The sequence below is a fragment of the Desulfovibrio gilichinskyi genome, from assembly GCF_900177375.1.
Taxonomy (GTDB): Bacteria; Desulfobacterota; Desulfovibrionia; order Desulfovibrionales; family Desulfovibrionaceae; genus Maridesulfovibrio; species Maridesulfovibrio gilichinskyi.
In genome coordinates, this window is sequence record NZ_FWZU01000004.1 from 80,097 (window position 1) to 105,394 (window position 25,298).

The 25,298-nt window shown below is 42.9% G+C and carries 29 protein-coding genes; 21 read left to right on the forward strand and 8 right to left on the reverse strand.

Annotated elements, in window-relative coordinates:
• Positions 1 to 32 precede the first annotated feature (32 nt).
• From era to fliQ, 10 genes are all read left to right on the forward strand, one after another.
• On the forward strand, positions 33 to 947 hold the full coding sequence (gene era / locus B9N78_RS11815) for a GTPase Era (protein WP_085102520.1): 915 nt from the start codon (positions 33 to 35) through the stop codon (positions 945 to 947).
• 177 nt (positions 948 to 1,124) lie between these two features.
• Positions 1,125 to 1,826 (forward strand): YggS family pyridoxal phosphate-dependent enzyme, encoded by a 702-nt coding sequence (locus B9N78_RS11820; RefSeq protein WP_085102522.1) that lies wholly within the window; start codon positions 1,125 to 1,127, stop codon positions 1,824 to 1,826.
• Positions 1,827 to 1,861: 35 nt separating this feature from the next.
• Positions 1,862 to 2,623 (forward strand): motility protein A, encoded by a 762-nt coding sequence (locus B9N78_RS11825; protein ID WP_085102524.1) that lies wholly within the window; start codon positions 1,862 to 1,864, stop codon positions 2,621 to 2,623.
• A gap of 30 nt (positions 2,624 to 2,653) precedes the next feature.
• Entirely contained in the window at positions 2,654 to 3,493 is an 840-nt protein-coding gene (locus B9N78_RS11830; protein WP_085102526.1) for an OmpA/MotB family protein, read from the forward strand.
• Between the two features lie 14 nt (positions 3,494 to 3,507).
• Positions 3,508 to 4,239 (forward strand): OmpA/MotB family protein, encoded by a 732-nt coding sequence (locus B9N78_RS11835; protein ID WP_085102528.1) that lies wholly within the window; start codon positions 3,508 to 3,510, stop codon positions 4,237 to 4,239.
• 35 nt (positions 4,240 to 4,274) lie between these two features.
• Complete coding sequence (locus B9N78_RS11840) at positions 4,275 to 4,778, forward strand: flagellar basal body-associated FliL family protein (protein ID WP_085102530.1); 504 nt, start codon at positions 4,275 to 4,277, stop codon at positions 4,776 to 4,778.
• A gap of 99 nt (positions 4,779 to 4,877) precedes the next feature.
• Positions 4,878 to 5,549, forward strand: coding sequence for a flagellar motor switch protein FliN (gene fliN, locus B9N78_RS11845; protein WP_137982533.1), 672 nt, complete (start codon positions 4,878 to 4,880; stop codon positions 5,547 to 5,549).
• Positions 5,542 to 5,910 carry a flagellar biosynthetic protein FliO gene (gene fliO, locus B9N78_RS11850; protein WP_245805542.1) on the forward strand — a complete coding sequence of 123 codons (369 nt, stop codon included), beginning with the start codon at positions 5,542 to 5,544 and terminating at the stop codon, positions 5,908 to 5,910. The genes fliN and fliO overlap by 8 nt, the downstream gene beginning before the upstream one ends.
• Positions 5,843 to 6,637 carry a flagellar type III secretion system pore protein FliP gene (gene fliP, locus B9N78_RS11855; protein WP_137982534.1) on the forward strand — a complete coding sequence of 265 codons (795 nt, stop codon included), beginning with the start codon at positions 5,843 to 5,845 and terminating at the stop codon, positions 6,635 to 6,637. Before fliO ends, fliP begins: the two co-directional genes overlap by 68 nt.
• Before the next feature lie 69 nt (positions 6,638 to 6,706).
• Complete coding sequence (gene fliQ / locus B9N78_RS11860; protein WP_085102536.1) at positions 6,707 to 6,976, forward strand: flagellar biosynthesis protein FliQ; 270 nt, start codon at positions 6,707 to 6,709, stop codon at positions 6,974 to 6,976.
• A gap of 79 nt (positions 6,977 to 7,055) precedes the next feature.
• On the opposite strand, the gene rlmB is transcribed toward fliQ, so the two are convergent.
• Positions 7,056 to 7,811: a 23S rRNA (guanosine(2251)-2'-O)-methyltransferase RlmB gene (rlmB, locus tag B9N78_RS11865; RefSeq protein ID WP_085102538.1), complete on the reverse strand. Its 756-nt coding sequence runs from the start codon at positions 7,809 to 7,811 to the stop codon at positions 7,056 to 7,058.
• 454 nt (positions 7,812 to 8,265) lie between these two features.
• On the opposite strand from rlmB, the gene B9N78_RS11870 reads away from it, so the two are divergent.
• Positions 8,266 to 9,882 carry a LysM peptidoglycan-binding domain-containing protein gene (locus B9N78_RS11870; RefSeq protein ID WP_085102540.1) on the forward strand — a complete coding sequence of 539 codons (1,617 nt, stop codon included), beginning with the start codon at positions 8,266 to 8,268 and terminating at the stop codon, positions 9,880 to 9,882.
• Between the two features lie 74 nt (positions 9,883 to 9,956).
• Here B9N78_RS11870 and aroE read toward each other — a convergent pair whose 3' ends face one another.
• From aroE to queA, 6 genes are all read right to left on the reverse strand, one after another.
• Positions 9,957 to 10,775 carry a shikimate dehydrogenase gene (gene aroE / locus B9N78_RS11875; protein WP_085102542.1) on the reverse strand — a complete coding sequence of 273 codons (819 nt, stop codon included), beginning with the start codon at positions 10,773 to 10,775 and terminating at the stop codon, positions 9,957 to 9,959.
• A 98-nt stretch (positions 10,776 to 10,873) separates the two neighbouring features.
• Positions 10,874 to 11,419 (reverse strand): 2-oxoacid:ferredoxin oxidoreductase subunit gamma family protein, encoded by a 546-nt coding sequence (locus B9N78_RS11880; protein WP_085102544.1) that lies wholly within the window; start codon positions 11,417 to 11,419, stop codon positions 10,874 to 10,876.
• Between the two features lie 4 nt (positions 11,420 to 11,423).
• The gene (locus B9N78_RS11885) at positions 11,424 to 12,188 is read right to left on the reverse strand and encodes a thiamine pyrophosphate-dependent enzyme (protein WP_085102546.1); all 765 of its coding nucleotides are present in this window, start codon (positions 12,186 to 12,188) and stop codon (positions 11,424 to 11,426) included.
• Positions 12,189 to 12,190: 2 nt separating this feature from the next.
• Positions 12,191 to 13,258, reverse strand: a complete 1,068-nt coding sequence (locus B9N78_RS11890; RefSeq protein WP_085102548.1) for a 3-methyl-2-oxobutanoate dehydrogenase subunit VorB — start codon at positions 13,256 to 13,258, stop codon at positions 12,191 to 12,193.
• A 1-nt stretch (position 13,259) separates the two neighbouring features.
• Entirely contained in the window at positions 13,260 to 13,493 is a 234-nt protein-coding gene (locus tag B9N78_RS11895; protein ID WP_085102550.1) for a 4Fe-4S binding protein, read from the reverse strand.
• A 165-nt stretch (positions 13,494 to 13,658) separates the two neighbouring features.
• Positions 13,659 to 14,759 carry a tRNA preQ1(34) S-adenosylmethionine ribosyltransferase-isomerase QueA gene (gene queA / locus B9N78_RS11900; protein WP_245805543.1) on the reverse strand — a complete coding sequence of 367 codons (1,101 nt, stop codon included), beginning with the start codon at positions 14,757 to 14,759 and terminating at the stop codon, positions 13,659 to 13,661.
• Between the two features lie 132 nt (positions 14,760 to 14,891).
• Here queA and B9N78_RS11905 point away from each other — a divergent pair, with 132 nt between their 5' ends.
• The 8 genes from B9N78_RS11905 to B9N78_RS11940 all read left to right on the forward strand — a co-directional run bounded on the left by B9N78_RS11905 (position 14,892) and on the right by B9N78_RS11940 (position 22,659).
• A complete protein-coding gene (locus B9N78_RS11905) occupies positions 14,892 to 15,569 on the forward strand; it encodes a hypothetical protein (protein ID WP_085102553.1) in 678 nt (225 codons plus the stop codon).
• 170 nt (positions 15,570 to 15,739) lie between these two features.
• Positions 15,740 to 16,231 carry a hypothetical protein gene (locus B9N78_RS11910; RefSeq protein ID WP_085102555.1) on the forward strand — a complete coding sequence of 164 codons (492 nt, stop codon included), beginning with the start codon at positions 15,740 to 15,742 and terminating at the stop codon, positions 16,229 to 16,231.
• A complete protein-coding gene (gene coaBC, locus B9N78_RS11915) occupies positions 16,231 to 17,442 on the forward strand; it encodes a bifunctional phosphopantothenoylcysteine decarboxylase/phosphopantothenate--cysteine ligase CoaBC (RefSeq protein WP_085102557.1) in 1,212 nt (403 codons plus the stop codon). The genes B9N78_RS11910 and coaBC overlap by 1 nt, the downstream gene beginning before the upstream one ends.
• Positions 17,418 to 18,263 (forward strand): hypothetical protein, encoded by an 846-nt coding sequence (locus B9N78_RS11920; RefSeq protein ID WP_085102558.1) that lies wholly within the window; start codon positions 17,418 to 17,420, stop codon positions 18,261 to 18,263. Before coaBC ends, B9N78_RS11920 begins: the two co-directional genes overlap by 25 nt.
• A gap of 192 nt (positions 18,264 to 18,455) precedes the next feature.
• Positions 18,456 to 19,769, forward strand: coding sequence for an NfeD family protein (locus B9N78_RS11925; RefSeq protein ID WP_085102560.1), 1,314 nt, complete (start codon positions 18,456 to 18,458; stop codon positions 19,767 to 19,769).
• Positions 19,770 to 19,797: 28 nt separating this feature from the next.
• Positions 19,798 to 20,586, forward strand: a complete 789-nt coding sequence (locus B9N78_RS11930; RefSeq protein WP_085102562.1) for a slipin family protein — start codon at positions 19,798 to 19,800, stop codon at positions 20,584 to 20,586.
• On the forward strand, positions 20,583 to 21,590 hold the full coding sequence (locus tag B9N78_RS11935; protein ID WP_085102564.1) for an NAD-dependent epimerase: 1,008 nt from the start codon (positions 20,583 to 20,585) through the stop codon (positions 21,588 to 21,590). The genes B9N78_RS11930 and B9N78_RS11935 overlap by 4 nt, the downstream gene beginning before the upstream one ends.
• Positions 21,591 to 21,879: 289 nt before the next feature.
• Entirely contained in the window at positions 21,880 to 22,659 is a 780-nt protein-coding gene (locus B9N78_RS11940; protein ID WP_085102566.1) for a ParA family protein, read from the forward strand.
• Positions 22,660 to 22,719: 60 nt separating this feature from the next.
• On the opposite strand, the gene B9N78_RS11945 is transcribed toward B9N78_RS11940, so the two are convergent.
• Positions 22,720 to 23,163, reverse strand: coding sequence for a hypothetical protein (locus B9N78_RS11945; protein ID WP_085102568.1), 444 nt, complete (start codon positions 23,161 to 23,163; stop codon positions 22,720 to 22,722).
• A gap of 133 nt (positions 23,164 to 23,296) precedes the next feature.
• On the opposite strand from B9N78_RS11945, the gene B9N78_RS11950 reads away from it, so the two are divergent.
• A complete protein-coding gene (locus B9N78_RS11950; RefSeq protein ID WP_085102570.1) occupies positions 23,297 to 24,208 on the forward strand; it encodes a ParB/RepB/Spo0J family partition protein in 912 nt (303 codons plus the stop codon).
• Between the two features lie 44 nt (positions 24,209 to 24,252).
• A complete protein-coding gene (rfaE1, locus tag B9N78_RS11955; RefSeq protein ID WP_085102572.1) occupies positions 24,253 to 25,263 on the forward strand; it encodes a D-glycero-beta-D-manno-heptose-7-phosphate kinase in 1,011 nt (336 codons plus the stop codon).
• The last annotated feature ends 35 nt before the right edge of the window (positions 25,264 to 25,298 follow it).

Genomic DNA, 25,298 nt, shown 5'->3' on the forward strand with positions numbered 1-25,298 from the left:
CACGGATTGAAATAATAAATGAGGATTAATCAATGTCAGAATTCAAATTTGGGTTTGTAGCCCTTTTAGGTCCGCCGAATGCAGGCAAAAGTACTCTTATGAACCATTATCTGGGGCAGAAGGTGGCGATCGTCTCTCCAAAGCCTCAGACAACCCGTAACCGTATCAGCGGTATTTTAAGCGATGATGATTCGCAGGTTGTATTTTTGGATACCCCCGGTGTTCATAAATTGCGCGGCAAGATGAATCGCTTTCTGCTTGAGACCGCCTGGGATGCTCTTGCAAATTCAGATGTAATTGTCGTTTTGTTTGATGCAGCTTTTTTTGCATCGAAACCTCATCTCATGGAACAGGAGCTTTCTCCTCTGCTCAAACCTGTTAACGGCTCTGGTCGTCCTGTTTACGTTGCCGTAAATAAAATCGACAAAGTTAAAGATAAAGCTATGCTTTTGCCGGTCATGCAAAAGGCGCAGGAAATGTGGCCGGATGCTGAATTTTTCCCTATTTCCGCGCGCAAGGGTGACGGGGCGGATGTTCTGCTTGAAAAGATTAAAGCCGCACTTCCTGAAGGCGCACCCATGTTTCCTGAAGATCAGATCTCAACTGTTCCGATGCGCTTTATGGCTGCCGAAGTTATTCGTGAAAAGCTTTTCATGAGTCTTCAGCAGGAGCTGCCTTATTCTACTGCTGTTGAAATTGAGTTCTGGAATGAGGATCCTGAGAAGAATCTGGTTAATATCGGAGCCATTATCTACACGACCAAGAATAACCATAAGGGAATGATCATCGGTAAAGGCGGTCAAAACCTTAAGCAGATCGGCATCAAAGCCCGTACTGAAATAGAAGAAATGCTTGAACAGAAGGTTATGCTTGAACTTTGGGTAAAGGTCAGAGAAGGCTGGACCGAAGATGTCGGATTCCTCAGATCAATCGGTCTTGGAGAATAGCAAACAGCCTGTTTAGCTGGGTCGCAAGACGGGAAAGTTTTTTATTCGCCTAATGATTCTGTTTTCGATAGGTAAATTAAGAGCTTTCTTGTCCTTTTATTTTCTTTTTATTAAAGAAATATTTATTAACAACCGAAATCTAATATATACCGGTTCAATGCGGTTGGTAGTAAGCTAATGGAAAATAGGGAAAAAGAACTTTTAGAAAATATTGCTGCGGTCAACAAAGATATTGCTGACGCGGTTGAAAAGGCAGGAAGAAAGCCCGGATCTGTCACACTTATGGCCGTTTCCAAGCTCCATCCTGCTTCTGACATTGAAATCTTATTTCGGGCTGGTCAGAGATGTTTCGGCGAGTCTTACATGCAGGAATCTCTGGCAAAACAGGAAGAACTGGCTCATTTGGATATAGACTGGCATTACATAGGCGGTCTTCAATCCAAAAAAGCGAAGTATGTTTCTGGAAGGTTTTGCGCTATACATAGTGTTGATTCAATTAAGCTGGCAGAACTTTTGAACAAAAAAGCGTGTTCGCTTGGAGTTGTTCAAAATATTCTTATCCAGGTTAATACTGCCGGAGAAGAGCAGAAAAGCGGTGTTGCTGAAGAACAGGTCCCTGCCTTAATTGAACAGATTGCTTCGCTTGATAATTTGAAACTGACCGGACTCATGGCTCTTCCTCCGTTTTTTGGAGATCCTGAAGGTGCGCGTCCATATTTCGCAAGGTTACGCATGCTTTCCGAAGGCATGGAAAAGTTGTTCGGAATTAAGCTTCCTGAGTTATCAATGGGCATGACCGGGGATTTTAGAGTTGCAATTGAGGAAGGCTCTACAATGGTCAGAGTCGGGACAAGAATTTTTGGACAGAGATCGGGTTAAGCTCCCGGCTCACAACACACGGGTAGGCGGACTAAATGGATCTGGGTACCGTAATAGGAATAGTTCTTTCATTCGGGCTGGTACTTGCGGCTATTCTAGTCGGAAGTCCTTTGGCTATTTTTATTTCTGTTCCTTCTGTACTTATTGTTATCGGGGGGACAATCGGAGCTTCGCTTGTTAATTATCCGGCAGGGCACATTGTCGGTGTTATCGGAATTATTAAGAAAACATTTTTTTCAAGCCTCGAATCTCCTTCTGATATCATTGCTAAATTTATGGATTTTGCCAATCGCGCCCGTCGTGAAGGAATCCTTTCCCTCGAACCCGCACTTAAAAGTATTGAAGATGATTTTTTACGCAAAGGGCTGCAACTGACTGTTGACGGGCTTGAACCTCAGGTCATTCAGGATATTCTTGAAACTGAAATTCAGTATCTTGAAAACAGACACGAAACAGGGGCAGAAATCTTGAAGGTTTTTGCTGACTTTGCTCCGGCAATGGGAATGATCGGAACTGTTATCGGTCTGGTGCAGATGCTCCAAACTATGAGTGACCCCAGTTCCATCGGCCCTGCAATGGCCGTAGCTCTGCTCACCACGCTCTACGGAGCGATTCTGGCAAACCTTGTGTTTACTCCTATGTCCGGTAAGCTTAAAATCCGTAGTAAAGAGGAAGTTCTCTTGCGTGAAATGGTCATGGAAGGGATTATTTCAATTTCTAAAGGAGAAAATCCTAAAATAATTGAAGAAAAGCTCAACAGTTTTCTTCCTCCTAAAATTCGCAGAGTTGTAGATTAGTTTTTTTTCTGAACTTTGACCGGGGTCTCAATGGGTAGAGAGAAAAAACCTGTACCGCCTGATGGGCAGCCGCTCTGGCTTATAACATTCAGTGATCTTATGACGCTGATGCTTACTTTTTTTGTGCTTCTGGTAAGTATGTCTGTTGTTGATGAGCGGAGAAAGCTGGTAGTTCTCGGGTCGATTATCGGTACTTTCGGCTTCGGAACTCAGGGTTATGACGTTCTTTCCACAACTGATACACGCAGAACTGTTGAAGTGGGACCGCTTGAAGTAAAAAATGACCTTGAGCTGGTAAAGCCTCTGCTCTGGGAGTTTGCAGACGACGATTTGCGGTTTGAGTCTAACAGGTTTGTTCAGATTATTTCTATCGGCGGTGATGTTCTGTTCGCCCCGGACAGTTCCCAGCTTTCGGATAAAGGACTTAAGATTTTAGACACAATTATGCCGATTTTAAAGCGTGTGAAAAATCCTATTCTGCTTGCCGGGCATACTTCAATTTTGCGCGATGAGCTGGGCGAAGATTACAAAGTCGAGGATAAGGATCTTATTCCTGACATTTCTTGGAAAATTTCTTTGAACAGAGTGCTCGCTGTCTATACACATCTAGTTCAGAGCGGGATGAATCCGGATATGCTTAAGATGGAAGCTTTCGGGAAATTTAATCCCCGTTATCCCAATGACACTCCTGATGGGCGACTTAAAAATCGCAGAGTTGATATAGTGCTTGATACAAGAAATCCTGCTATTGAGCGTGAGCTTAAAGAATATCAGCCTAAAAAAAGTGTTAAGCGCGACGGCAATTTTGATTATGACGGGTTTGTTTTTCCGATAAAGGATTCTGTGAATCCAAAACAGGGTAAGCAGTAACAATTATTTAAATTATGGGTAAAAAAAAGCAGAAAAAATTTCCTGATCCGGGTGGAGCCTGGCTGGTCACCTTTTCTGATCTTGTTACGCTTCTTTTGACTTTTTTTGTGCTCTTGCTCAGTATGGCTTCCATGGACCAGAGTTTTATTACGAGAGTTACGATTACTCCGGCGGAGCTTGGCTTTCTTTCCAAAAGAGGTTCGGGCAAGGTCACAGCCAAAGTCGCTTTGGTAAGTGAAATGATGGAACGCCCTTGGGAAGTGATTGAAAAGCAGAACAGGATTAAGGACTTATTATTCCCTGATGATATCCTTCCAGCGGATATGGATAAGTCCACACTTGAAGAGAATCTGAAAGTTCTTGCAAAACCAGAAGGGGTTGCTCTTGTGCTTACAGACAAGTTGCTCTTTCCTCTCGGCACGTATGAACTTGATGACAATGCGAAAGTTCTGCTTTATCAACTGGTTCCTGTGCTTGAATATCTTGCAACGGCTGATATTAATATTTCGGGATATACTGATGATGTGGGAGGGATGAATCCTTCCAATTTTGAACTTTCCGGGCGGCGCGCAATGTCTGTGCTTACTTATTTTGTTGAGCAGGGTATTACTAATCACAGACTTACAGTGTCGGCTTATGGTCCAACTTACCCGATGTTCAGTAATAAAACACCGGAAGGCAGGAGCCAGAACAGACGTGTTGAGATTTTGATTAAGACAACTCCCCATTTGGGCGGGTATTCGTAGTTTCGCATAGTTAACACATAAGAGGGCTGATTATTATGGCCGATGAAGTAGAACAAGAGTCGAAGAAAAAGGGCGGTTTGCTGAAGTGGATTATTCTTATTCTGCTCCTTGCTGTTCTTGGTGGCGGTGGTTTTTTTGCTTACAAAAAGTTTTTTGCAGCAGCTCCTAAAGATGCAGCTGAAACCACGCAGGCGGAAGAAAAGGCCGCTGATCCTAATGCGGCTCCTCTGCCAGGAAATGGATTCAGTGTTACCTTGCCGACCTTTGTAGTAAACCTTGCGGACCCTCTCGGGCGCAGATATTTGAAGCTGGGTATTGATGTTGAAGTCATAAGCGAAGAGGCCGTTGCTGAGCTTAATAAAAAAGAGCCTATGGTCAAAGACTCGCTCATTTTGCTGCTTTCCAGTAAGACTTTTCAAGATCTGTCCAGCATGGAGAATAAGATTCTCCTTAAAAAAGAAATTGTGGACCGACTCAACCAGATAATGGGCGGAGCTAAAGTTTTACAAGTATATTTTACAGATATGGTTATTCAGTAGCACGCTTTTTGCTAATGCTGTATTGTACTGTCGGATTAATGACGTTTTAACACGGATTGCTCGGCAGACAATAAATGATTAAGCCGGAGGTTTGAGGCAATTATGGCTGACGATCTTGAACAGGATAAGCTCGCTCAGGAGTGGGCTGACGCACTAAACGAAGATTCTAAAAGCGGTGATGCTTTAGGGTCAGACCCCGGCAACGGCAATGATGATGCTCTTGCTGACGAGTGGGCTTCAGCTCTTTCCGAACAAGGTGACGGAGACGGCGGTGAAGACGCGCTTGCCGATGAATGGGCGGCAGCTCTAGGTGAGCAGGGCGATGACGAAGGTGCTGCCGGCGGCGGTGGTGATGCCGCGCTCGCTGATGAATGGGCTTCTGCGCTTGCTGAAGATACCGGAGACGATATCCGTAAGGAGAAAGAGCAGGAATTTCTTCGTACTCAGACTCGGGATGCTGATTTTAAAGATTTTACAAGCGAAGCAAAAAATCCGCGCCATGACGGATCAAGAAGAGATTTAGATTTTATTTTAGATATTCCCCTTGATGTTTCCGCTGAACTGGGCCGCACCAAAATGCTTATTAATGAGCTGTTGCAGCTTGGGGCAGGTTCTGTTGTGGAACTTACCAAACTTGCAGGTGAGCCTCTTGAAATTTATGTGAACGGAAAGCTCGTTGCCAGAGGCGAAGCTGTTGTAATTAATGAAAAATTTGGTATCAGGCTGACTGATATTATTAGTCCTATTGAAAGGGTTAAACATCTTGCTTAACGCATCCATGCCGATTGCAATGGCTCCTCCGGAGGTTGGATTCAGTTCTGTGCTTAAAATGTCCGGAGCACTGTTTTTTATTCTGGCAATGCTGCTGCTGGCTTTTTATATTCTGCGGCGCCTTAATCTCGGTGGAACTTTCTCCCCGTTGCGTTCAAGAGATTTGCAGGTTGTAGAGCGGCTTCCGCTCGGACCGCGTCAAAATATTACGGTTGTTAAGTATCGTGGTCAGGATCTTGTACTCGGTGTTACTCAGGATAGAATTACTCTGCTTCAAACAAGGGACGAAGTTAATGGAAAGGATGACAAAAAATTTGCCGGGATTCTTAAAAAAGAAACTTCCGGCTCTGCTGACTCTTAGCGCAGTCTTGCTGCTGGTTTTGCCCGCGGTTGTTTTTGCGCAGGACCAGACCATTCCGACTTTGACTCTGAACCTTGCTGCCGGGCAGGAAGAGCCTGAGCAGGTTTCACGTCTGCTTGAAATCCTTTTTTTGCTGACAGTTTTGGGTATGGCTCCATCCATACTTCTGACCATGACTTCTTTTACAAGAATTATTATTGTCTTTCATTTTTTGAGGCAGGCAATGGGTACCCAGCAGATGCCGCCGAACCAGATTCTTGCAAGTCTTGCAATTTTTATGACTGTAGTAATAATGATGCCGACAGGGAAAGCTATTAACGACACAGCATTACAGCCATATCTGAACGAAGAAATCGGTTTTAAAGAGGCTCTGAACAAAGCGCAGATTCCAGCTAGAAAGTTTATGTTCAAGCATACCAGAGAGAAAGATCTTTCAATTTTCTATTCCATAACAGGTGAAGTAAGACCCAAAACTAAAGAAGACGTTAACACCATGCTTTTGGTTGCAGCTTATACAATCAGCGAACTTAAGACCGGGTTTACCATCGGATTTTTGATTTATGTACCGTTCTTGATTCTTGATATGGTTATTGCCAGTATTCTGCTGGCTATGGGTATGATGATGCTGCCGCCTGCAATGGTTTCGTTACCGTTTAAAATTCTTTTGTTTATTATGGTCGACGGCTGGTCCTTGCTGACCGGTTCGCTTGTTAATACTTTTCAGTGACGAAGCCGTAGATTTGTTCTGATGGAGTGGTGCGACCTTGAAGTGGTTTGTTAATATACGGAGATAGTTATGACCCCTGAATTCGTTATCGGATTCGCAAGACAGTCAATTGAATTGTCCCTTACGCTGGCGTTGCCGATGCTCGGGGTCGGTTTGGTCGTAGGTATTTTTGTAAGTGTTATTCAGGCCGCCACGCAGATTCAGGAAATGACACTTACTTTTGTTCCGAAAATCGTATCTATGTTTATTGCTCTGCTTATAGCCTTTCCGTGGATAATGGACAAAATGATTGATTTTACTCGCAATATTTTTATAAATCTTCCTAATTACATACGGTAATTTTTTGATTAATTTATCATAAAAAAGTCCTTGGAACTGCTAAGTTTCAAGGACTTTCTAATTTATAAAGCAGAGTTGATTAAACTAAATTTCTGGAAAATTCGCTGATAAGTATTGCACCGGCCTGTGCAACGTTAAGCGAGTCGAATTCTCGCCTGAAAGGGATGTGAATCAGCTCCTGACATCGTTTTTCAACACCGAGTCTGATTCCTTTTTCCTCGTTACCGAGAACTAATATTGCCGGCCCCGTAAGCTTTACATCATATACAGGATTTGAATCGTCTGCCAGCCCAGCTCCATAGGTGTTTATGCCCATATCAAGGGCTTTATCTAATGCCTGAGAAATATTTGAAACTCTGGCAATAGGCAGTTTTGTCAACGCTCCGGCACTTGCCTTAACAGCTCCTGGTCCGAGAAATGCCGCGCCGTGGCGAGCCACAACGAGTCCTGCTCCGCCTAAAGAATACAATGTTCTGGCGAGAGTGCCGACGTTGCCGGGGTCTTGAACCTGATCAAGTACCACGAGAAGAGGGAGTGGTGCCTCGGAAAGGCCTGCTAAAAGTTCATCGAAGTCTACAAATGACAGTGCTGCCACTTTCGCGATTAGACCTTGATGATTCCCAGAAAAAATACGGGCCAGTTCTTCTTTTTCTCCAATTTTATATTTGATGCCGAACTTTTTACATCTTTCAATCGTTCTTTCGAAATTTTTGTCCTGACGGCCTTTTTGAATATAAAGCATGTCAATGCTCTTGGGGTCGTTTAAAAGCAGTTCCTGGACAGGTTTCCGGCCTACAATGATGGAATTCTCATCTTCTTGTGAATTATTTTTCATTAAAATTACCTTGTATTGCGAAATTATTATTTTGCGGTAGTTATGGTTGAGAGCATTTACACTGATTTTTACCCGATTGAGCAAGGTAAATGAACAAAAAAATGGTATTTGTCTATTCAGCCGTATTAATTGTCAAAAAAATTCTAAATTAACATTTAGTGATAAATGAATGTCATTTTCGCTAAGTATATGTGAACCGGAAATCATAAAAAATAGCATAAACCCCCGCTGTTGAGCCGACTGTGGCTCTTTAATCCTTTTGTTTTGCTATTGCAAACCTTCAAACTTTAGTATAGCTCTACTAATGTTTAATATTGACCCTTGAAATGGATAAAAGAGCTTTATTCTTAAACGGTTAAATGCTTTTTAACTTAACTAACCAACTAAAACCTATAGTTTTTCTAGAAAATTTATGGATATAAATAGCATATATAACTCAAAGGTGGAGCAGACTATGAGTAGACCGAAATTATTCCGTTTGATTGCGCTGCTGGCCCTTTTCCTTATTTTTTCAGGGTGTGCGCATAAAACCGTAACTTCGGAGTCAGAACCTGAAGTTCTTTTTACAGATAATAGTACTGCCGAGGCTGATTATACTGATGCAGGAGTTGAAACTCTTGATCCTGAGCTTGAAGCAGTGCCTGCTGAACCTCAAGAATTGACACCGGAAGAACAGAAAGCGCTGCTTTCCAGTAGTTGCGGAATAAATTTTGACCTTGATGTTCATGATACTAAAGAAGTACAGCAGCATTTTGGTTACTTTACACATAAAGCTCGTAAAACTTTTACAAACTGGCTTAAACGGGCCGAACCGTTTTTGCCTTATGTCCGCGAAGTTCTCTCACAGAATGATATGCCACAGGATCTCGCGATGCTTCCTTTCGCTGAAAGCGGGTATAACTCCATGGCTTATTCAAGAGCCGGAGCTGCAGGGATGTGGCAGTTTATGCCTTATACAGGGCGTAAATACGGCCTTAGGGTAAACTGGTGGGTAGATGAACGTAGAGATCCACATAAAGCAACACTTGCTGCAGTTGAATATTTGAAAGTCCTTCATGAAATGTTCGGTGATTGGTATTTGGCACTTGCTGCATATAATGCCGGGGAAGGTAAAATCGGCAGAGCCCTGGAAAAAACAGGAGCAGAAGACTTTTTCGATCTTACACAAAAGAATCACCAACTTAGCAGAAAGTATAGACTGAGAGCTGAAACAAAAAATTACGTTCCTAAATTTATTGCTATTTCTAAGATTTTTAAAAATCTTGAACCACTTGGATTTGAAAAAATTAATTGGGAAAATGGTTTAGAAGTAGAGTCTATTAAAGTTCCTGGTGGAACAGATTTACTAGCTCTTGCAAAATCCTGTGATATGAAGTGGAGTGATTTTCATAAGTTGAATCCTCATTTCCGCAGACAAGTCAGCCCGCCTGATGTTGTTACAAATGCATATTTACCGCTTAGATTAATGGCGAAGGCTTCAAGCTATCTTGAAAGCCCTCGTTCAAGGCCTTTTGCCGGATATAAACGTTACAAAGTTCGTAGTGGTGATTCATGGAATCGTATCGCCCGTAACAACCGTGTTCCAGTTGATGTTCTTAAAAGTGTGAATAACGCTAGATCCAATTTGATTAGACCCGGCCAGTTTGTAATGATTCCTGGAAAAGGTGGGGCAGACTTTTTTGATACTCGTGAAGTCACAAAAACTCGCCGTACAGCGCAGAACAGGGCAAATTATAAAGTCCGAAACGGGGATACCCTATGGGATATAGCCAGCCGTTACAGTGTTAGTGTAAATACTCTTAAGCGCTCAAACGGGTTGCGTACTTCTAAGCTTAAAATCGGGCAAAAAATATTTATCCCTGACAATTCAGCTCAGAGTACAAAGATCTCCAATGCCAAGGCTGAAAATGTAAATAACCAGTTGGTTCAGTATAAAGTTAGGCGTGGTGATAATCTGTATGGGATAGCTCGCCGCTTTGGTGTTAAGGTGTCTTCACTAATGGAGTGGAACAGACTTAATTCCAAAAGCATTATTAGACCGGGTGACAGCATCAAGGTCTATGTCCAGTAAGTTTTAATAGTTGTTTATTAAAAAAAATGCCCGTTGCAGTCACTGCAACGGGCATTTTTTTTCCTGAATAAAATTTATAAATGCTCTAGTAAAAGTTCTCTGGCTCTTAACTCATCTAAATCGAGTCCTGTCCATATTTTAAACTGCGCTAACCCCTGATGTAAAAACATTTCAATTCCGCTGAGGGTTTTACAACCTTTTGCTTTCGCTTCTTTAAGAAAAATTGTTTCAAGAGGGTTGTAGATTAGATCGTAGGCTATTGTTTTCTTATCAACATTATCCATGATCATCGGGTTGAGTTCTTGCTTGTCACCAGACATTCCAAGTGAGGTTGAATTTATGATTAGATCATAATGTTCATCACCACGTTTCTTCCAATCAAGACTTGATATCCCGAATTCTTCAGCTAGATCGTCAGCTTTGGATTTTGTTCTGTTTGTAATTGAAATTTCTTTTATTTGCAGACTTTTAAGACCTACAATAGCCGCGCGGGAGGCCCCGCCTGCGCCGAGAAGTAATGCGTTTTTAACATGATCACAATGCGGCCTGAGCGGCTCTGAGCAACCTGCTGTATCGGTATTGTCACCGATCAGTTTATCTTGTTCCCAGTATAGAGTGTTAACAGCTCCCACTCCCTTTGCGCGTATGGTCAGTTCATCAATGTAGTCCATTACGGAAATCTTGTGCGGAATGGTAACGCTTGCTCCTGAAATTGGAAGAGTTTTGAACGCATTCATAAAGTCGGCTATCTTTTCAGGAGCTGTAGGCCATGCCATATATACAGCATTTATGTCTTTTTGTGCAAAACCCCAGTTATGTAGAAGAGGGCTCATTGAGTGGCCGAGAGGGTAGCCGATTATTCCGAAAAGTTTTTCAGGCTTGAAAACGTTCATTCTTGGCTCCTTGGATTAAAAGAAAGCCCGGATAGATATGCAAAAAAGCTTTTCTATCCGGGACTTGATAGCCGTTATGATTACTGTGAATCTGTTAATTACGCAACCGCGTCCGCTCCGGCTTGCAGGGCTTCGGCGTTTTTTGGAATAAGGTGGCTGTAATGAGCTGAGATTACATTAGGAAGGCTGTCAATAACGGACTTAAGGTCCATAATACCGCTTGCTTTAATGAATGCCCCAAGGGCTACCATGTTCGCCATGCGTGTATTGCCCAGTTTGTCTGCAATATCGTTGGCAGGAACGAGGTATGACCTGATGCGTCCTGTCTCAACCAGTTCTTTATCAATCAGAGATGAGTTTACGATCTGGATTCCACCGTCCATAAGCCTCGACTGGAATTTATCGAGCGAAGGGCGGTTCATCGTAATCAGACTGTGCGGGTTGCGGATGATTGGAGATCCGATTTCTTCTTCCGAAAGAACAACGGTGCAGTTGGCTGTTCCACCACGCATTTCAGGTCCGTATACAGGGATATAAGTGACATTAAGTCCGGCGTTCATACCCGCATACGCCAACAGATTGCCGATAAGCATGACACCCTGTCCGCCGAATCCGGCAATAATGCTGTCAATATACTTGCTCATCTGGTTAATCCTCCGTTTCCACTGTTAAATCTTTAAAAACTCCCAGCGGAAAGTAAGGAATCAGTTCTTCTTCGATTCTTTCGTTCGCTTTGATAGGGGTCATTCTCCAGTTTGTCGGGCAGGTTGCCAGAAGCTCTATAAATCCGAACCCAAGTTCTTTCTGCTGAACTTCAAAAGCTTTTTTCATAGCTTTTTTGGCTTTACGGATATTTTTAACATTGTTCAAAGCGACGCGGGCAGAAAAAGCTGTTCCACCAAGCTGACTGATTATTTCAGCCATGCGGATAGGCATACCTTCTTTACTGGCATTACGTCCGGCAGGGGATGTTGTGGTCTTTTGACCCACCATTGTAGTAGGTGCCATCTGTCCACCTGTCATTCCGTAAACGGTGTTATTTACAAAGATGATTGAAACGTTCTCACCACGGTTTGCGCAGTGCATAATTTCAGCCATACCGATTGATGCAAGGTCCCCGTCTCCTTGATAGGAAAGGACAAACTTGTCTGGACGTGCCCTTTTAACACCTGTTGCGACAGCCGGAGCGCGTCCGTGAGGAGCTTCAACGCTATCAACATTAAGGTAGTTGTAAAGGAATACAGAACAGCCGATGGCGGTAATGAGAAGAGTGTTCTCGGTCAGTCCCATTTCGCTGAGCAGTTCTCCTGCCAGTCTTTGCGCTACGCCGTGCTGACAGCCGGGGCAGTAGTGGGTAGGGATATCTACAAGTGCATCGGCTTTGTCGAATGCTAGAATTTCTTGTTCACTCATATCTATTTGCCTCCAAGACTTTTGAGGATTGGCTCCTCGAAGTCATCGGGAGTGGGGAGGTTGCCAGGCAGAAATCCGAAGAAGTCTGAATCCGTAATGGTGCGGATTGATAGGCGGACGTCTTCAACCATCTGCCCAAGGTTGTGTTCAATTGTCAGGAATTTTTTACCTTGTTCAGCAAGTTTCTTAAGGTCATTTGAAGGGAACGGGTAAAGTGTAATAGGTCTGAACAAACCTACTTTATGGCCGCTGCTTCTGAGTTTTTTGACGGTGCTTTTCACTATTCTGCCGATTGAACCATAGGCCACCACAACAAGCTCGGCATCATCAATTTGGTATTCTTCCTGTTGAGTGAATTCTCCCATGTCTTCGTACTTTTTCTGCAGGTGTTCATGGTGAGCGGCTAAAGAGCCTTCACTGAGGAATAAAGATTTGAGAATGCGTCCTTCGCGTCCTTTGGCTCCGCAGATACGCCAGTCATGACCTTCATTTTTATCAACTTCTTCAGGAGTCCATGTAATGACAGGTTCTTTCATCTGTCCAAGAATGGCATCACCTAAAATCATGACAGGGTTGCGATATTTAAAAGCAAGATCAAAGGCTTTAATTACCAGATCGTATGCTTCCTGACATGTCCCGGGAGCGAGTACTAAGACTCTGTAGTCACCGTGCCCGCCGCCTTTTACTGATTGAAAATAGTCTCCCTGACTCGGGCCGATATCGCCAAGTCCCGGTCCACCGCGGTTCATATTGACTATCACGGTAGGCAACTGACTTCCGGCAAGATAGGAAATGGCTTCCTGCTTCAGTGATATGCCCGGGCTTGATGATGACGTCATGCTTCTGACGCCGCATGCAGCAGCTCCGATGAGCATGTTTGCAGCCGCAACTTCACTTTCAGCCTGAACAAATTCTCCGCCCACAGCCGGTAATGCTGCCGACATATATTCAGGGATGTCGTTTTGCGGGGTAATGGGGTAGCCAAAGTAACATTTGAGGCCTGCGGCTATAGCTCCGCGGGCAATGGCCTCATTACCTTTGATAAAAAGTTTTTCACCGTTTTTCGACATTTTATTCTGCTCCTTTGGCTTTCGGGGTCCTGTAGACGCGAATGGCCACGTCCGGACACATAAGTGCGCAGGAGGTACATCCTGTACATTTATCCATGTCTTCAGCCGGAACTTCTGCTACTTTGTAGCCGTGCTGATTGAAACGGTCGGATTGCCTTATAATTTGCTTTGGACAGGCAACAGTGCAAAGAAGGCACCCCTTACACCGTTCTTCCAAAAATTCAACTCGGGACATCCTGAACTCCTGTTACCGTGATAGAAAAACCCGCAATTATACGGGCTGGAGACCACTACGGACTTTAATAATTTTTGAAAGGCCTACAGTATAGGCCGACTATTAATTAGCAGCGTATAATGAAATCAAATTGGGTGCAAACTTTTGGAGTGTTCTGACCTCATATTACTTGATGTACATCGAATCACCATACGAAAAAAATCTGAATTTGTTTTCAATAGCTTTCTGGTATGCATTCAAGACATTATCCCTGCCGGCAAGGGCCGAAATCATAATGACGAGTGAAGATTCCGGTAAGTGAAAATTAGTTATCATACGGTCTACAACTTTAAATTCATAACCTGGGTAGATAAAAATATTTGTTTCTCCCTTAAATTCACAGATTTTGCCTGTTTGCTGAAAAGCTCCTTCAAGAGTTCTGGCAGAAGTTGTGCCGACTGCAATTACAGGGCGTCCTTCATCTTTAGCTTTTTGGATTGCGCGGGCTGTTGTTTCCGGAATTTCAATGTACTCGTTGTGCATTTCATGTTCGCGGATGTCTGTGGTCCTCACGGGACTGAAGGTTCCGTACCCGACATATAAAGTTACTTCGGCTTTTTCTATATTTTTTTCACGAAGTCTGTCTTCAATTTCCTTTGAAAAATGGAGACCTGCTGTCGGAGCTGCTACCGATCCGGCTTTATCGTCACAGGCGTATAGTGTTTGATATCTGGTCGTATCATTTTCATCGGCTGCGCGTCTGATGTATGGGGGGAGTGGGATTTTCCCATAAGTTTCAAAAATTTCTTTTAAATTACCTTTCCATTTAAGCTCTACTTCTGAAAGCCCGAATTGTCCTTTACCTAAAACAGTAAGGTTCATTTCGCAGTCGAATATTACTTCGCTACCTGTTTTTGTCGGCTTGGATGATCGCAGTAACCCTTTAACTATAGCTTTATTGCCTTCAGGCGTAACTGTAGGTTCAATTAAAGGAACGGGGGTTAGAAGTAAAAACTCAACTCTGCCGCCGGAAGGCTTTTTTCCGAAAATTCTGGCAGGGATAACTTTTGAATTATTTGCAACCAGCAAAGCTCCTTCAGGTAAAATATCAGGAACGTCAGTGAACGATTTTAGCTCAGTCCCACCTGTAACCTTATCTAAAACCATCAGTTTGGAACCGTGTCTTTTTTCGGTAGGGCACTGCGCAATGCGATCTTCCGGTAATTCAAAATCGTAACTTTTTAAATTTAAATCTTTTGGGATTGTCTTCATTTTTTCAGTTTTCATTATTGGTGATAATCTGGTAAGAATCTTTTGAACAAGCAGGATGGTCCTTTTTAGAACATCGCCTTATGCTTGATTGTACGTTTAAATATGTTGTTTTATTCTCACGTTGATCACGAACTTACGGATTATACTATGAAATGGTTATCAGTTGCGGAAATATCCAAGATTACTATGATTCCTGCTCCTACGGCAAGGCGTTATGCTTCGCTGTTTAAGGAGTACCTTTCCTGTAGAAAAATGGGCAGAGTAACAAAATACCCAGAATCTGCAGTTGAAATTTTTAACCGTATAGTTTCCCTCTATAATGAAGGTCTGGTGACCACCGAGATAGAGGAAAGGCTTCGCTCAGAATTTCCTCGTACTATCGAGGTCAGTTCAACTGAAAGGTCAGTCGCTGCCCAGCCTTTAATGAATGTGCAGGCGGAGCTTAGCGGTGTTTTTTCAGAAATGATGGCGAATATGGCAAAGTCGCTTGAAGTTGTTGCCAATCAAAAGTCCATCATTGATGAACAGCGCGAAGATATATACAAACTCAAAAAAGCATTTGTTCTTCTTGCTCGCAGTCAAAAAAAAATCAAGGCTCTTCCTCAGCTTGACATCAGTTCGATTACCGAGGGATACGACGAAAGAGCTACCGCTCTTGAGCAGAAGGATATCGAACTTGAAGAAGTTACTTCTGAGTTAGCTCAAGAAAACAGTAGCTTGCGAACTAAAGTTGAAGTTATGGAGGCTGAGCTTGTCAGACTTCGCCGCGATCGTAGAGAGATGGAGAATTATTTCCTTGATAAAATAAAACGTCTTAACGGTTAGGCTTGTTTAAGACAATTGATTTATGATTCTATTGTATGTAGAAAAAGTCTAGAAGATATTTTGATTATGCTTTATCTAAAGCGTAAGTTGTTTGATGCTTATCTTTTAAGATATTAATTTAAATTTAATTATTGCAACATGACTTTGTTTTAAATACCGGAGGAATAGATATGCGCAATGTACTAAGATTATTAATTATTTCAATATTTGTTATGCAACTTTTTGCTTGTGTAGGTGCTAAAACAACAAGCTCAGAAGAACCGGCTGTTGCTGCTGTCGGAGCAAGTGAGAGTTATGAAGAATTTGTACCTTATACCGAATTTGACGATATAGCCGTTCCTAACGAGTTAAGCCGTGTACCAGAAAGGACCTTTATTTTTGAAAATAAAGAATTCAAGACAGGTATGATTGTAATGAAAGGCCGCGTTGAAAATCAGTCCCTGATTGATTTTTTCGTTAATCAGATGGGAAAAGATAATTGGACAAAAGAAAGTTCTATAATTTCACGTATGTCTACTCTAGTTTTTCATAAACCTTACAAAAGCTGTATGATCCGTATTACCGATGGCACATATAATACTGAAGTTGAAATTTATGCGGTAGAACTTAAAGCTGAATCTATGCGCGAAAGTGGCGGGGTTCAAGAGCAGAATATAAAATAATGAATGAACATCTAAGTTTTGACTGTTTTCTAGGAAAACGGATTCACCTCGGAGTTTGCGGAAGCGTTGCAGCTTATAAGTCTTTGGATCTTTTGCGAATGTATCGCAAGGCCGGGATAGAAGTCAGCGCAACTTTAACTTCAGGTGCACAGGAATTTATAAGGGGCCTCAGTTTTGAGGCCCTTGGTGCTTTTAAAGTATGGGATTCCATGTTTCCGGCCGGAGATGATATTTTCGGTCATCTTGAGCCAGGGCAGGCTGCAGACGCTATGGTTATAGCTCCGGCTACGGCTTCAACCCTTGCGCGCATGGCTAACGGCTTAGCTGATGATATGCTTTCCTGTCAGGCTCTTGCTTTTTCAGGTCCTAAGCTTGTCGCTCCTGCTATGAACCCGGCTATGTGGAACGCTCCTGCTACTCGTGATAATTGTGCTTTGCTTGCAAAGCGCGGAGTAGAATTTATCGGTCCTGATTGCGGGGATGTTGCTTGCGGTGATCACGGTAGCGGTCGCTTGGCAACGATGGAATCAATTTTTACTCATTCACTCAGAGCTGTTTCACCTGATGACATGAGCGGAAAGCATGTGCTGATCACACTAGGCCCTACTCGTGAAAAGTGGGATGCTGTCAGATTCTGGTCTAACCCTTCATCGGGACTTATGGGAGCCTGCATTGCAATGGCTGCTTGGCTCAGAGGAGCAAAAGTCACTGTTGTTTCCGGTCCTGTTAAGTGGTGGTTCCCTGAAGATATAAATGTGATCAAGGTAGACAGTGCTCAGCAGATGTTTGAGGCTGCAACCGATGTTTGGCCGGATTGTACAACCGGATGTCTTACTGCCGCTGTTGCTGATTTCCGCCCTGTTCCCCATGGTGACAGCAAGTTTAAAAAAGCCGGACAGGAATCTCTTTCTGTCAGTTTTGAGTCTAATCCTGATATTTTAAAAACTATCGGTTCTATGAAACGGAGTGATCAGGAGTTGATCGGTTTTGCGGCTGAAACTTCTGATATAGAAAAAGCTGCTGCTGGAAAACTTAAGGCCAAAAATTTAGATCTGATAATTGCCAACCCTATAAATAAGCCGGGAGCAGGGTTTGAGTCTTCCACAAATTCTGTTTATGTTTTAGATAAATCCGGCCGGGCCGAAGAATGGCCTAATCTTCCAAAAACAGAAATAGCGTGGCGAATATGGGATCTCCTTCTGCAGAATTAAATGTTCTTGAAAGCCTCAGGCCGTGGTATCAAAACGGCCTGAGTTTTATATTTAAAGATGCCTTGCCAGGTCTTGCTCAGATTGAGCAGGCTGTTAAGCAGAAGAGTCTAAATACTGGTAGTGGGCCGCAGTCCTCTTCTTTACATGCTCATGTTCCCGTCCAGGGAGCCGCTCAGACGCAAACTCAGGTGCAACCGCGTCAGAGTTCACCTCAGGCAAACAGTAATAATGGTCAGCAGTCTTCGCCTGTCAGCAGAGCTGCTGCTACGCCTATGCCTAGCCATTTAAAGCAGTCAACTCCACCTCTAAAGCCTTCACGAATTCCTCCTAGACCTGTTAAGGAACCGACACCACCTATGTGTCATCCTGATGCGGGTTCATGGCCTGATCCATGGTGTCAGCTTGCCTCGCGTATAACCAATCGTTTGCAAATTTTTTGGACCTACCCACAGCTGGGGCAGGACCTTTCCGGTGACGCCGACCCCGCAAGGCGTAAACTTTTTCAATCCTTGATCGGGTACATGGGGCTTCCTAAGGGGGCTATTTCTTTCTGGCCTTGCACAGCTTGGAATGGAAATGTTCTTGAAAATAGGCCTGATATTTTCTGGAAAGGAGTTGAAGCTTATGGTGTTAAATTTGTCGCTTGTTTTGGGTCACAGGGTCTTTCAATAATTGCACCTGAGGCTCCGTCCGGTGCATCCTCTGCTCATGTTAACGGGATACAGGTTATAGTTTTGCAAGATCCTGATCTGCTGAAGGTTCTCCCTGCTGATGAGCAGCAGCTGCTTTCTATTGCTCTTTTGCGGCTTCCTCTTTTTTAACTGTAAATGATCGCATTGATTTTATATTGATATCTTACTTAGGTTAAATCTTTTTCAAATTCATTTGTCACATCTTTTGATTTTTTAATTATCCACTCTTGTCTATTTCTTCCATTTTAAATTTGTTTTGTTTATTTATCGCCATTTGTTTGGCATGATGGATTACAAAAGCAATAAGCAGGGAGAGCTCACATGTTACTTTTAAAATATTTCAAATCATTGTCTTCATCCATGATCATCGCATTTGTGATTATCATATTAATGTCAGGCTCAGTCTGTGCCGGGAAAAATGTAAAAGTTCTGTATGGTCAGATAGAAGGGACTATCAGCTTGGCGCAGGTTAATCTGATTGAGGGTATTATTAAACAGGCTGTTGATGATGAAGATGATCTGATTTTATTGCGTCTTGAAACCCCAGGCGGGTTGACAACTTCTATGCGTGAAATTGTTAAAATGATGATGAATCCGCCCGTGCCGATTTGCATATGGGTCGGTCCTGAAGGTACGCACGCCGCCTCTGCAGGAACATTTCTAGTTGCTGCTGCCAATGTTTCAGCTATGGCTCCCAGCACCACCGTAGGGGCCGCTTCTCCAGTGTCATCATCCGGTGATGATCTGCCGGAGACCATGAACAAGAAAGTGACAAATGACTTAATCAGCCTGATCAAAGGAATTGCACTTAAAAGAGGCAGGAATATCAATTGGTACGCTGACTCAGTAGGTAAAGGTGTCAGTATTAATGCTCAAGAGGCAGTCACACTGAATGTTATCAATTATATAGCGGTTTCGCCTGAGGACTTTCTTGAGCAGCTTGGCGCAAAGGGGCTTTTAATTAATGGTCAGGAATTAAAATTTTCTAAGGACGGATACACACTTGTTAATTACGAAGCCGGCCTCAGTTATTCTGTGCTTTCGTGGCTGCTTGATCCGCAGGTTGCTTACTATTTGCTGATAGCAGGAATTCTGGGAATCTTTTTCGAGCTGGTTACACCCGGAGTCATTCTTCCCGGTGTTATCGGTGGTTTTTGCCTTGTTACTGCCTTTTATGCCATGTCTATTCTTCCTACCAATGCAGCAGGGCTGCTTTTAATGCTCTTTGGCGGGATTCTGTTTATTCTTGAATTATTTGTAACAAGTTACGGTTTGCTCAGCGTTGCCGCTGCAATAAGCCTTTTTGTCGGCTCGCTGGTGTTATTTAAAGGAGGAGAAGTGCAGCAAATACCGCTAGGATCAATTATCGGTACAGTTTTATCTTTTTCTGTTTTCGCCGCAATTGTTGTGTTTCTTGTAGCAAAGGCTCATTCTCGTAAGCCTGCGGTAGGTATGCAGGGTATGGTTGGTTTAGAAGGTGAAGTTTTCCGTACTTTCAGTGGAAAATTTAAAGTCAGAGTTCGCGGCGAAATTTGGAACGCAGTTAATGTTGACGGGTCCGGTTTAGCACTCGGATCAAAAGTAAAAGTAGTTAGTGCAGAAGGATTAACTTTGACAGTGACGCGTATATCTTGATTTTAACTTTATTTAACGGAGGTCTGTTATGACTTATATGATTCCTGCAATTCTTTTTTTGATTTTCTTTCTTATAACCTCTCTTAAAGTTTTAAATGAATATGAGCGCGGGGTCATTTTCAGACTCGGCCGAGTTATCGATTCTAAAGGGCCCGGGCTTATAATTCTGATCCCTATCGTTGATAAAATGGTGCGTGTATCGCTTAGAATAATGACACTTGATGTGCCGAGTCAGGACGTAATCACTAAAGATAATGTCAGTATCAAGGTTAATGCGGTAATTTATTTTAGAGTAACTGACCCGACTAAAGCTATTTTGGAAATTGAGGATTTTATGTTTGCCACTTCTCAGCTTGCCCAAACCACCTTGCGTAGCGTATGTGGAGGCGTCGAGCTTGACGATATCCTTTCTCAAAGGGAAAAAATTAATGGTGAAATTCAGGAAATTCTGGATATTCATACTGACCCTTGGGGAATAAAAGTAAGTACGGTTGAACTTAAATATGTAGACCTTCCGCAGGAAATGCAGAGGGCTATGGCCAAGCAGGCTGAGGCAGAACGTGAACGTAGAGCCAAGGTCATTAATGCATTGGGTGAATTTCAGGCTGCGGAAAAACTTACGCAGGCCGCTAAAATTATTTCAGCTCACCCTGAAGCTTTGCAACTCAGGTACTTACAGACACTCCGTGAGATGTCTGCTGAGGGTAAATCTTCTACCATAATCCCGCTTCCCCTTGATTTGATGAGGATGTTGGCGCCGGGTGCCAGCAGTGGGGAGTTAATCAAAAAAAACATCCAAGAGAGTAGCGAAGAATGAAAGTTCTTGTAACCGGAGCAGCCGGATTTATCGGCTTCCACCTTTCTAAACGCCTTCTATCGGAAGGACATGAAGTAGTCGGTCTTGATATTTTAAATGATTACTATGACGTTCAGGTCAAAAAGAATCGCCTTAAACAAATAGAAGATCACGAAAAATTCACATTTGCGTATTTGGACATGGCTGATAGAGACGCTATGGCTAAATTGTTTGCTGATCATCAGTTCACACATGTTGTTAACCTTGCCGCTCAGGCTGGTGTTCGCTATTCGCTTGAAAATCCTCAGGCATACATTGATTCCAATGTTGTCGGTTTTATGAATATTCTTGAAGGATGCAGGCATAACGGCGTTAAACATCTTGCTTACGCTTCTTCCAGTTCTGTCTACGGGCTCAACACCAACATGCCTTTCAGCACTCATGATAATGTTGATCACCCGATCTCCATGTACGCCGCAACTAAAAAATCTAATGAATTGATGGCTCATTCATACAGCCATCTTTTCAATATTCCTACTACAGGGCTTAGGTTCTTCACTGTTTACGGACCTTGGGGAAGACCTGATATGGCGTTGTTCTTGTTTACTAAAGCCATTGTGAATAATGAACCTATCAATGTCTTCAACCACGGGAAAATGCTCCGTGACTTTACTTTCATTGATGACATTGTTGAGGGTGTTGTAAGAGTTCTTAAGAACACCGCTCAGCCAAACCCAGACTGGTCCGGTGATGCTCCTGACCCTTGTACAAGTCCTGCTCCGTTTAGAATTTATAATATCGGCAACAACCAGCCGACAGAACTTATGCGTTATATTGAAGTGCTTGAAGAATGCCTCGGCAAGAAAGCAATTAAAAATATGATGCCTTTGCAGGCAGGGGACGTCCCTTGCACATATGCAAATGTTGACGACCTTGTTAAGGATGTAGGGTTTAAACCTTGCACCACAATTGAAGAAGGAATTGCTAAGTTTGTTGCATGGTATAAAGAGTACTACAACGTTTAGTTACATTTCTTTTTAATTTGATTTTTAAGGCCGCTGATATCAGCGGCCTTTTTTTGTTCATGATGATCAGTTAATTTTGTGGGGAAATAATTTTTTTTAACTCCTTTTTACAGCTAGTTGTGTATGATTATGTCGTGATTGTTCTGGAAATAAGGTACTTTTTTATTTTTGATTTCTTGATTTAAATAAAATTTCAGTCTAATTTTCTGTACATGTTTTCATATCAGTTTTTGGCGTGATGTTTCACGTGAAACATGAAAATTGGAATCTCATGAACAAGGCGGTTTCCGTGTCAAAAAGAATTGTTGTAGCAAATCAGAAGGGTGGGGTTGGTAAAACAACTACCGCTATCAATTTGGCAGCTTCGCTTGCGGTAATGGAAAAAAAGGTATTACTTGTGGATTGTGATCCGCAGGGAAACTGTTCAAGCGGTCTCGGGTTTTATCCAGGAGACTCAAGGGAAAATGTATACTCTGTATTATTTACTCCGGAAAGAGCCAGAGATGCAATCTTTGCAACTGATATACCCTTCCTATTTTTAATGCCAGCCAGCCAGGATTTGGCCGGAGCAGAAATTGAGTTGATCGACAAAATGGGACGTGAATATTATATACGTGAGCTGATTGATAAAGTTGAAGATGACTATGAATACATAGTATTCGACTGTCCTCCTTCGCTTGGGCTGCTTACAGTAAATGCGCTTTGCGCTGCAAGAGAACTTTTAGTTCCACTGCAAACAGAATATTACGCTCTTGAAGGTGTCGCTCAGCTTTTAATGACTTTCGAATTGGTCAAGAAAAGACTGAATCCAGATATGACAATCCTAGGTGTTGTTTTAACTATGTACGACCGCCGTAACAGGCTTGCCCGTCAAGTTAAGTACGAAGTCAGAAAAGCTTTCCCTGATAGCTTGTTTGAAACAATTGTTCCACGAAATGTCCGGCTGTCTGAAGCTCCAAGTTTCGGTAAGCCTGCAATTTCATATGATGCCAAATCAAATGGAGCTCAGGCTTATATAAGTCTTGCGCAGGAAGTTGTTAAAAGACACGCGGAAATTGATGCAGAATAAATAAAAAAGGCCGACATTTGTCGGCCTGATTCATGCAAAATGAGAGTGAGTAGATAGACTCTACAGCTTATTAGTGAACTTGTATTTTGCTTCGTAATTATTGTCTTTTTCATCGACAAAAGCAGTACATTGAGTGGTTATTTCGTCCTTGAAATGTCTTTTTGTAATGCGGGCCTGACATTTTGAACACTTAAAGGAAACCAGTCCCCCAAGGTTAGCGGAGACAAGTCTGAACTTGCGAGGTTCATCAGTTTCCCAGTTTTCTGTTGTGTTCTCGCAAAGGTCACAGGTCACGTCTCGATCAATAGGATAGGGGAAATCCCAATATTCTTTAAGTTGTCTCCACGCGCTTATGGGTTCAGGACGTTCATCTGGTTCAGCTTTTGGAAGGAATTGGGTGACATGGGGTTTAACTTTTGTCCACAGCTCTGCTGTGATCAGGGCCCCGATGAGGTTGCCTTTTTTGTCAAAAAGTTCTGTAAGATCATTATCGTGATTAGACATGTCGCCTCCGACGTTTATTTAGATGTAACATTGTTAAACGCTACTTTAATCACGCTTTCGATCAAGTCAAAGGAAATAATAGATAGCTGTTTTTCTTTGCCGGTCGCAATTTCATAAAAAGAAGGAGAAGTCCATGGCAGGCGTAACAGGAGGGCTCGGAAGAGGGCTTGACGCACTACTTGGCGGCACAAAAATTAATGCTCAGGAGTCTTCCTCATCGGTAGATGTCCGGCAGATAGATATAGATAAAATAGTTGCAAATCCCAACCAGCCTCGCAAAGAATTTGCTCCTGAGGCATTAAATGATCTTGCAGAATCCATAAAAGCTAAAGGGGTATTGCAACCAATACTTGTCAGGCCGATTGCAGGACGGAAAGATTCTTTTGAATTGGTAGCCGGAGAACGTAGGTTAAGAGCTTCCAAACTGGCAGGGCTGAAAGAAATGCCTGTGCTTGTAAAAGAAATGACTGACCTTGAGAGCATGGCTATTGCACTGATTGAGAATTTACAGCGTGAAGATTTGAACCCGATTGAAGAAGCGAAAGGGTTTCAAGAGTTGATCACAAAATTCGGGCTCAGTCAGGAACAGCTTTCAGGGCAGGTCGGTAAAAGTCGCTCTGCTCTATCGAATTCTATGAGGCTTTTATCACTTGCGGAGCCGATTCAAGGTGCTATTGGAAAAGGCGAAATTTCAGCAGGTCATGGACGGGCTTTAATGTCTATTACCGATGAAGGTGTCCGCTTAGAATTGTTTGCAAAGGTTCTTTCAGATGGTTTATCTGTAAGGCAGACTGAAAGTTCTGCTTTGTATTTTAAAGAACACGGTTCGCTGCCGTCAGGGGAGACTGAGCCCGTTAAACCTGCTGAGCGTAAAAAGAAAGCACCGAAGCAGATTGATGAAGAACTTCAAAATGTGAAAGTTCGTTTGGAAGATTCTTTAGGAGTAAAAGTGTCATTTAGCGGATCTAATAATAAGGGAAATCTTACGATAAAATACTCTTCAGAACAAGAGCTTGCCCGTATAATTTCTCTACTTGAAATGTAATTTTAAGCTACAGTCAGATCAATATAGAAGGATGTTTTTTAGATATGGTTAAATCAATTTTGAGCGCATTGCCTCAGCTTAAGGGGCAGAAAGTACTGATCATCGGTGATGTTATGCTTGATCATTATGTAATCGGATCAGTTGAGCGCATTTCGCCTGAAGCTCCTGTCCCTGTTGTTCAGGTCACAGAGGAAAAATACCTTCTCGGCGGAGCAGGTAACGTTGCCAGAAATATTGTCGCGCTTGGCGGAACTCCTCATTTGACAGGATTTATCGGAGCTGACGTAGAAGGGCAGGTCTTCAACACACTTTGCACAGATTCAGAAATTCCATGCAGCCTGTTTGAATCGACAGATCGTCCTACCACAAAAAAGACGCGCGTAATGGCGCAGAATCAGCAAATGGTCAGAGTTGATAGAGAGAAAACTGATGAATATTCAGTCTATCATATGGATAAACTTTTTGCCTTTTTGAATAGTGAAATTTGCGATTACCGCGTAGTTATTTTGTCTGACTACGGAAAAGGTACTTTATCTCAGACCTTTTTTGACAGGTTCTGGGCGTTGCTTAAAAAGAAGAATCATAGCCCGCATGTTCTGGTTGATCCTAAAACAGTTAACTATGATCACTACAAAGGCGTTAACCTGCTTACCCCGAACGCTAAAGAAGCCGGAGAAGGGGCAGGAATGGTGGTTAAGTGCAAGGAAGATGTGCTTGAGGCCGGTAGAAGGTTATTTGATCGTCTTGATCCGACTCATCTGCTCATCACTCTTGGCGGCGACGGTATGGCGCTTTTCGAATCGCGTAATGTTGTAAAACATGTGCCGACTTTTGCGCAGAAAGTTTTTGACGTAACCGGAGCAGGTGACACTGTTATCGCCACTTTGGGACTTGGACTTGCTTCAGGGCTTGATTCGCTTACTTCCGCGCTGCTTGCAAATTATGCGGCAGGAATTGTTGTCGGACAGGTCGGGGCAGCAACTGCGACAGTTGATGAACTTGCGGAAGCCGTTCGCAACTGGCCGGAACCGGAAGTAAATAGTTGGAGTGAGTAGTTCATTAGTAATTTAAAATTAGTTTGAAATAGTAT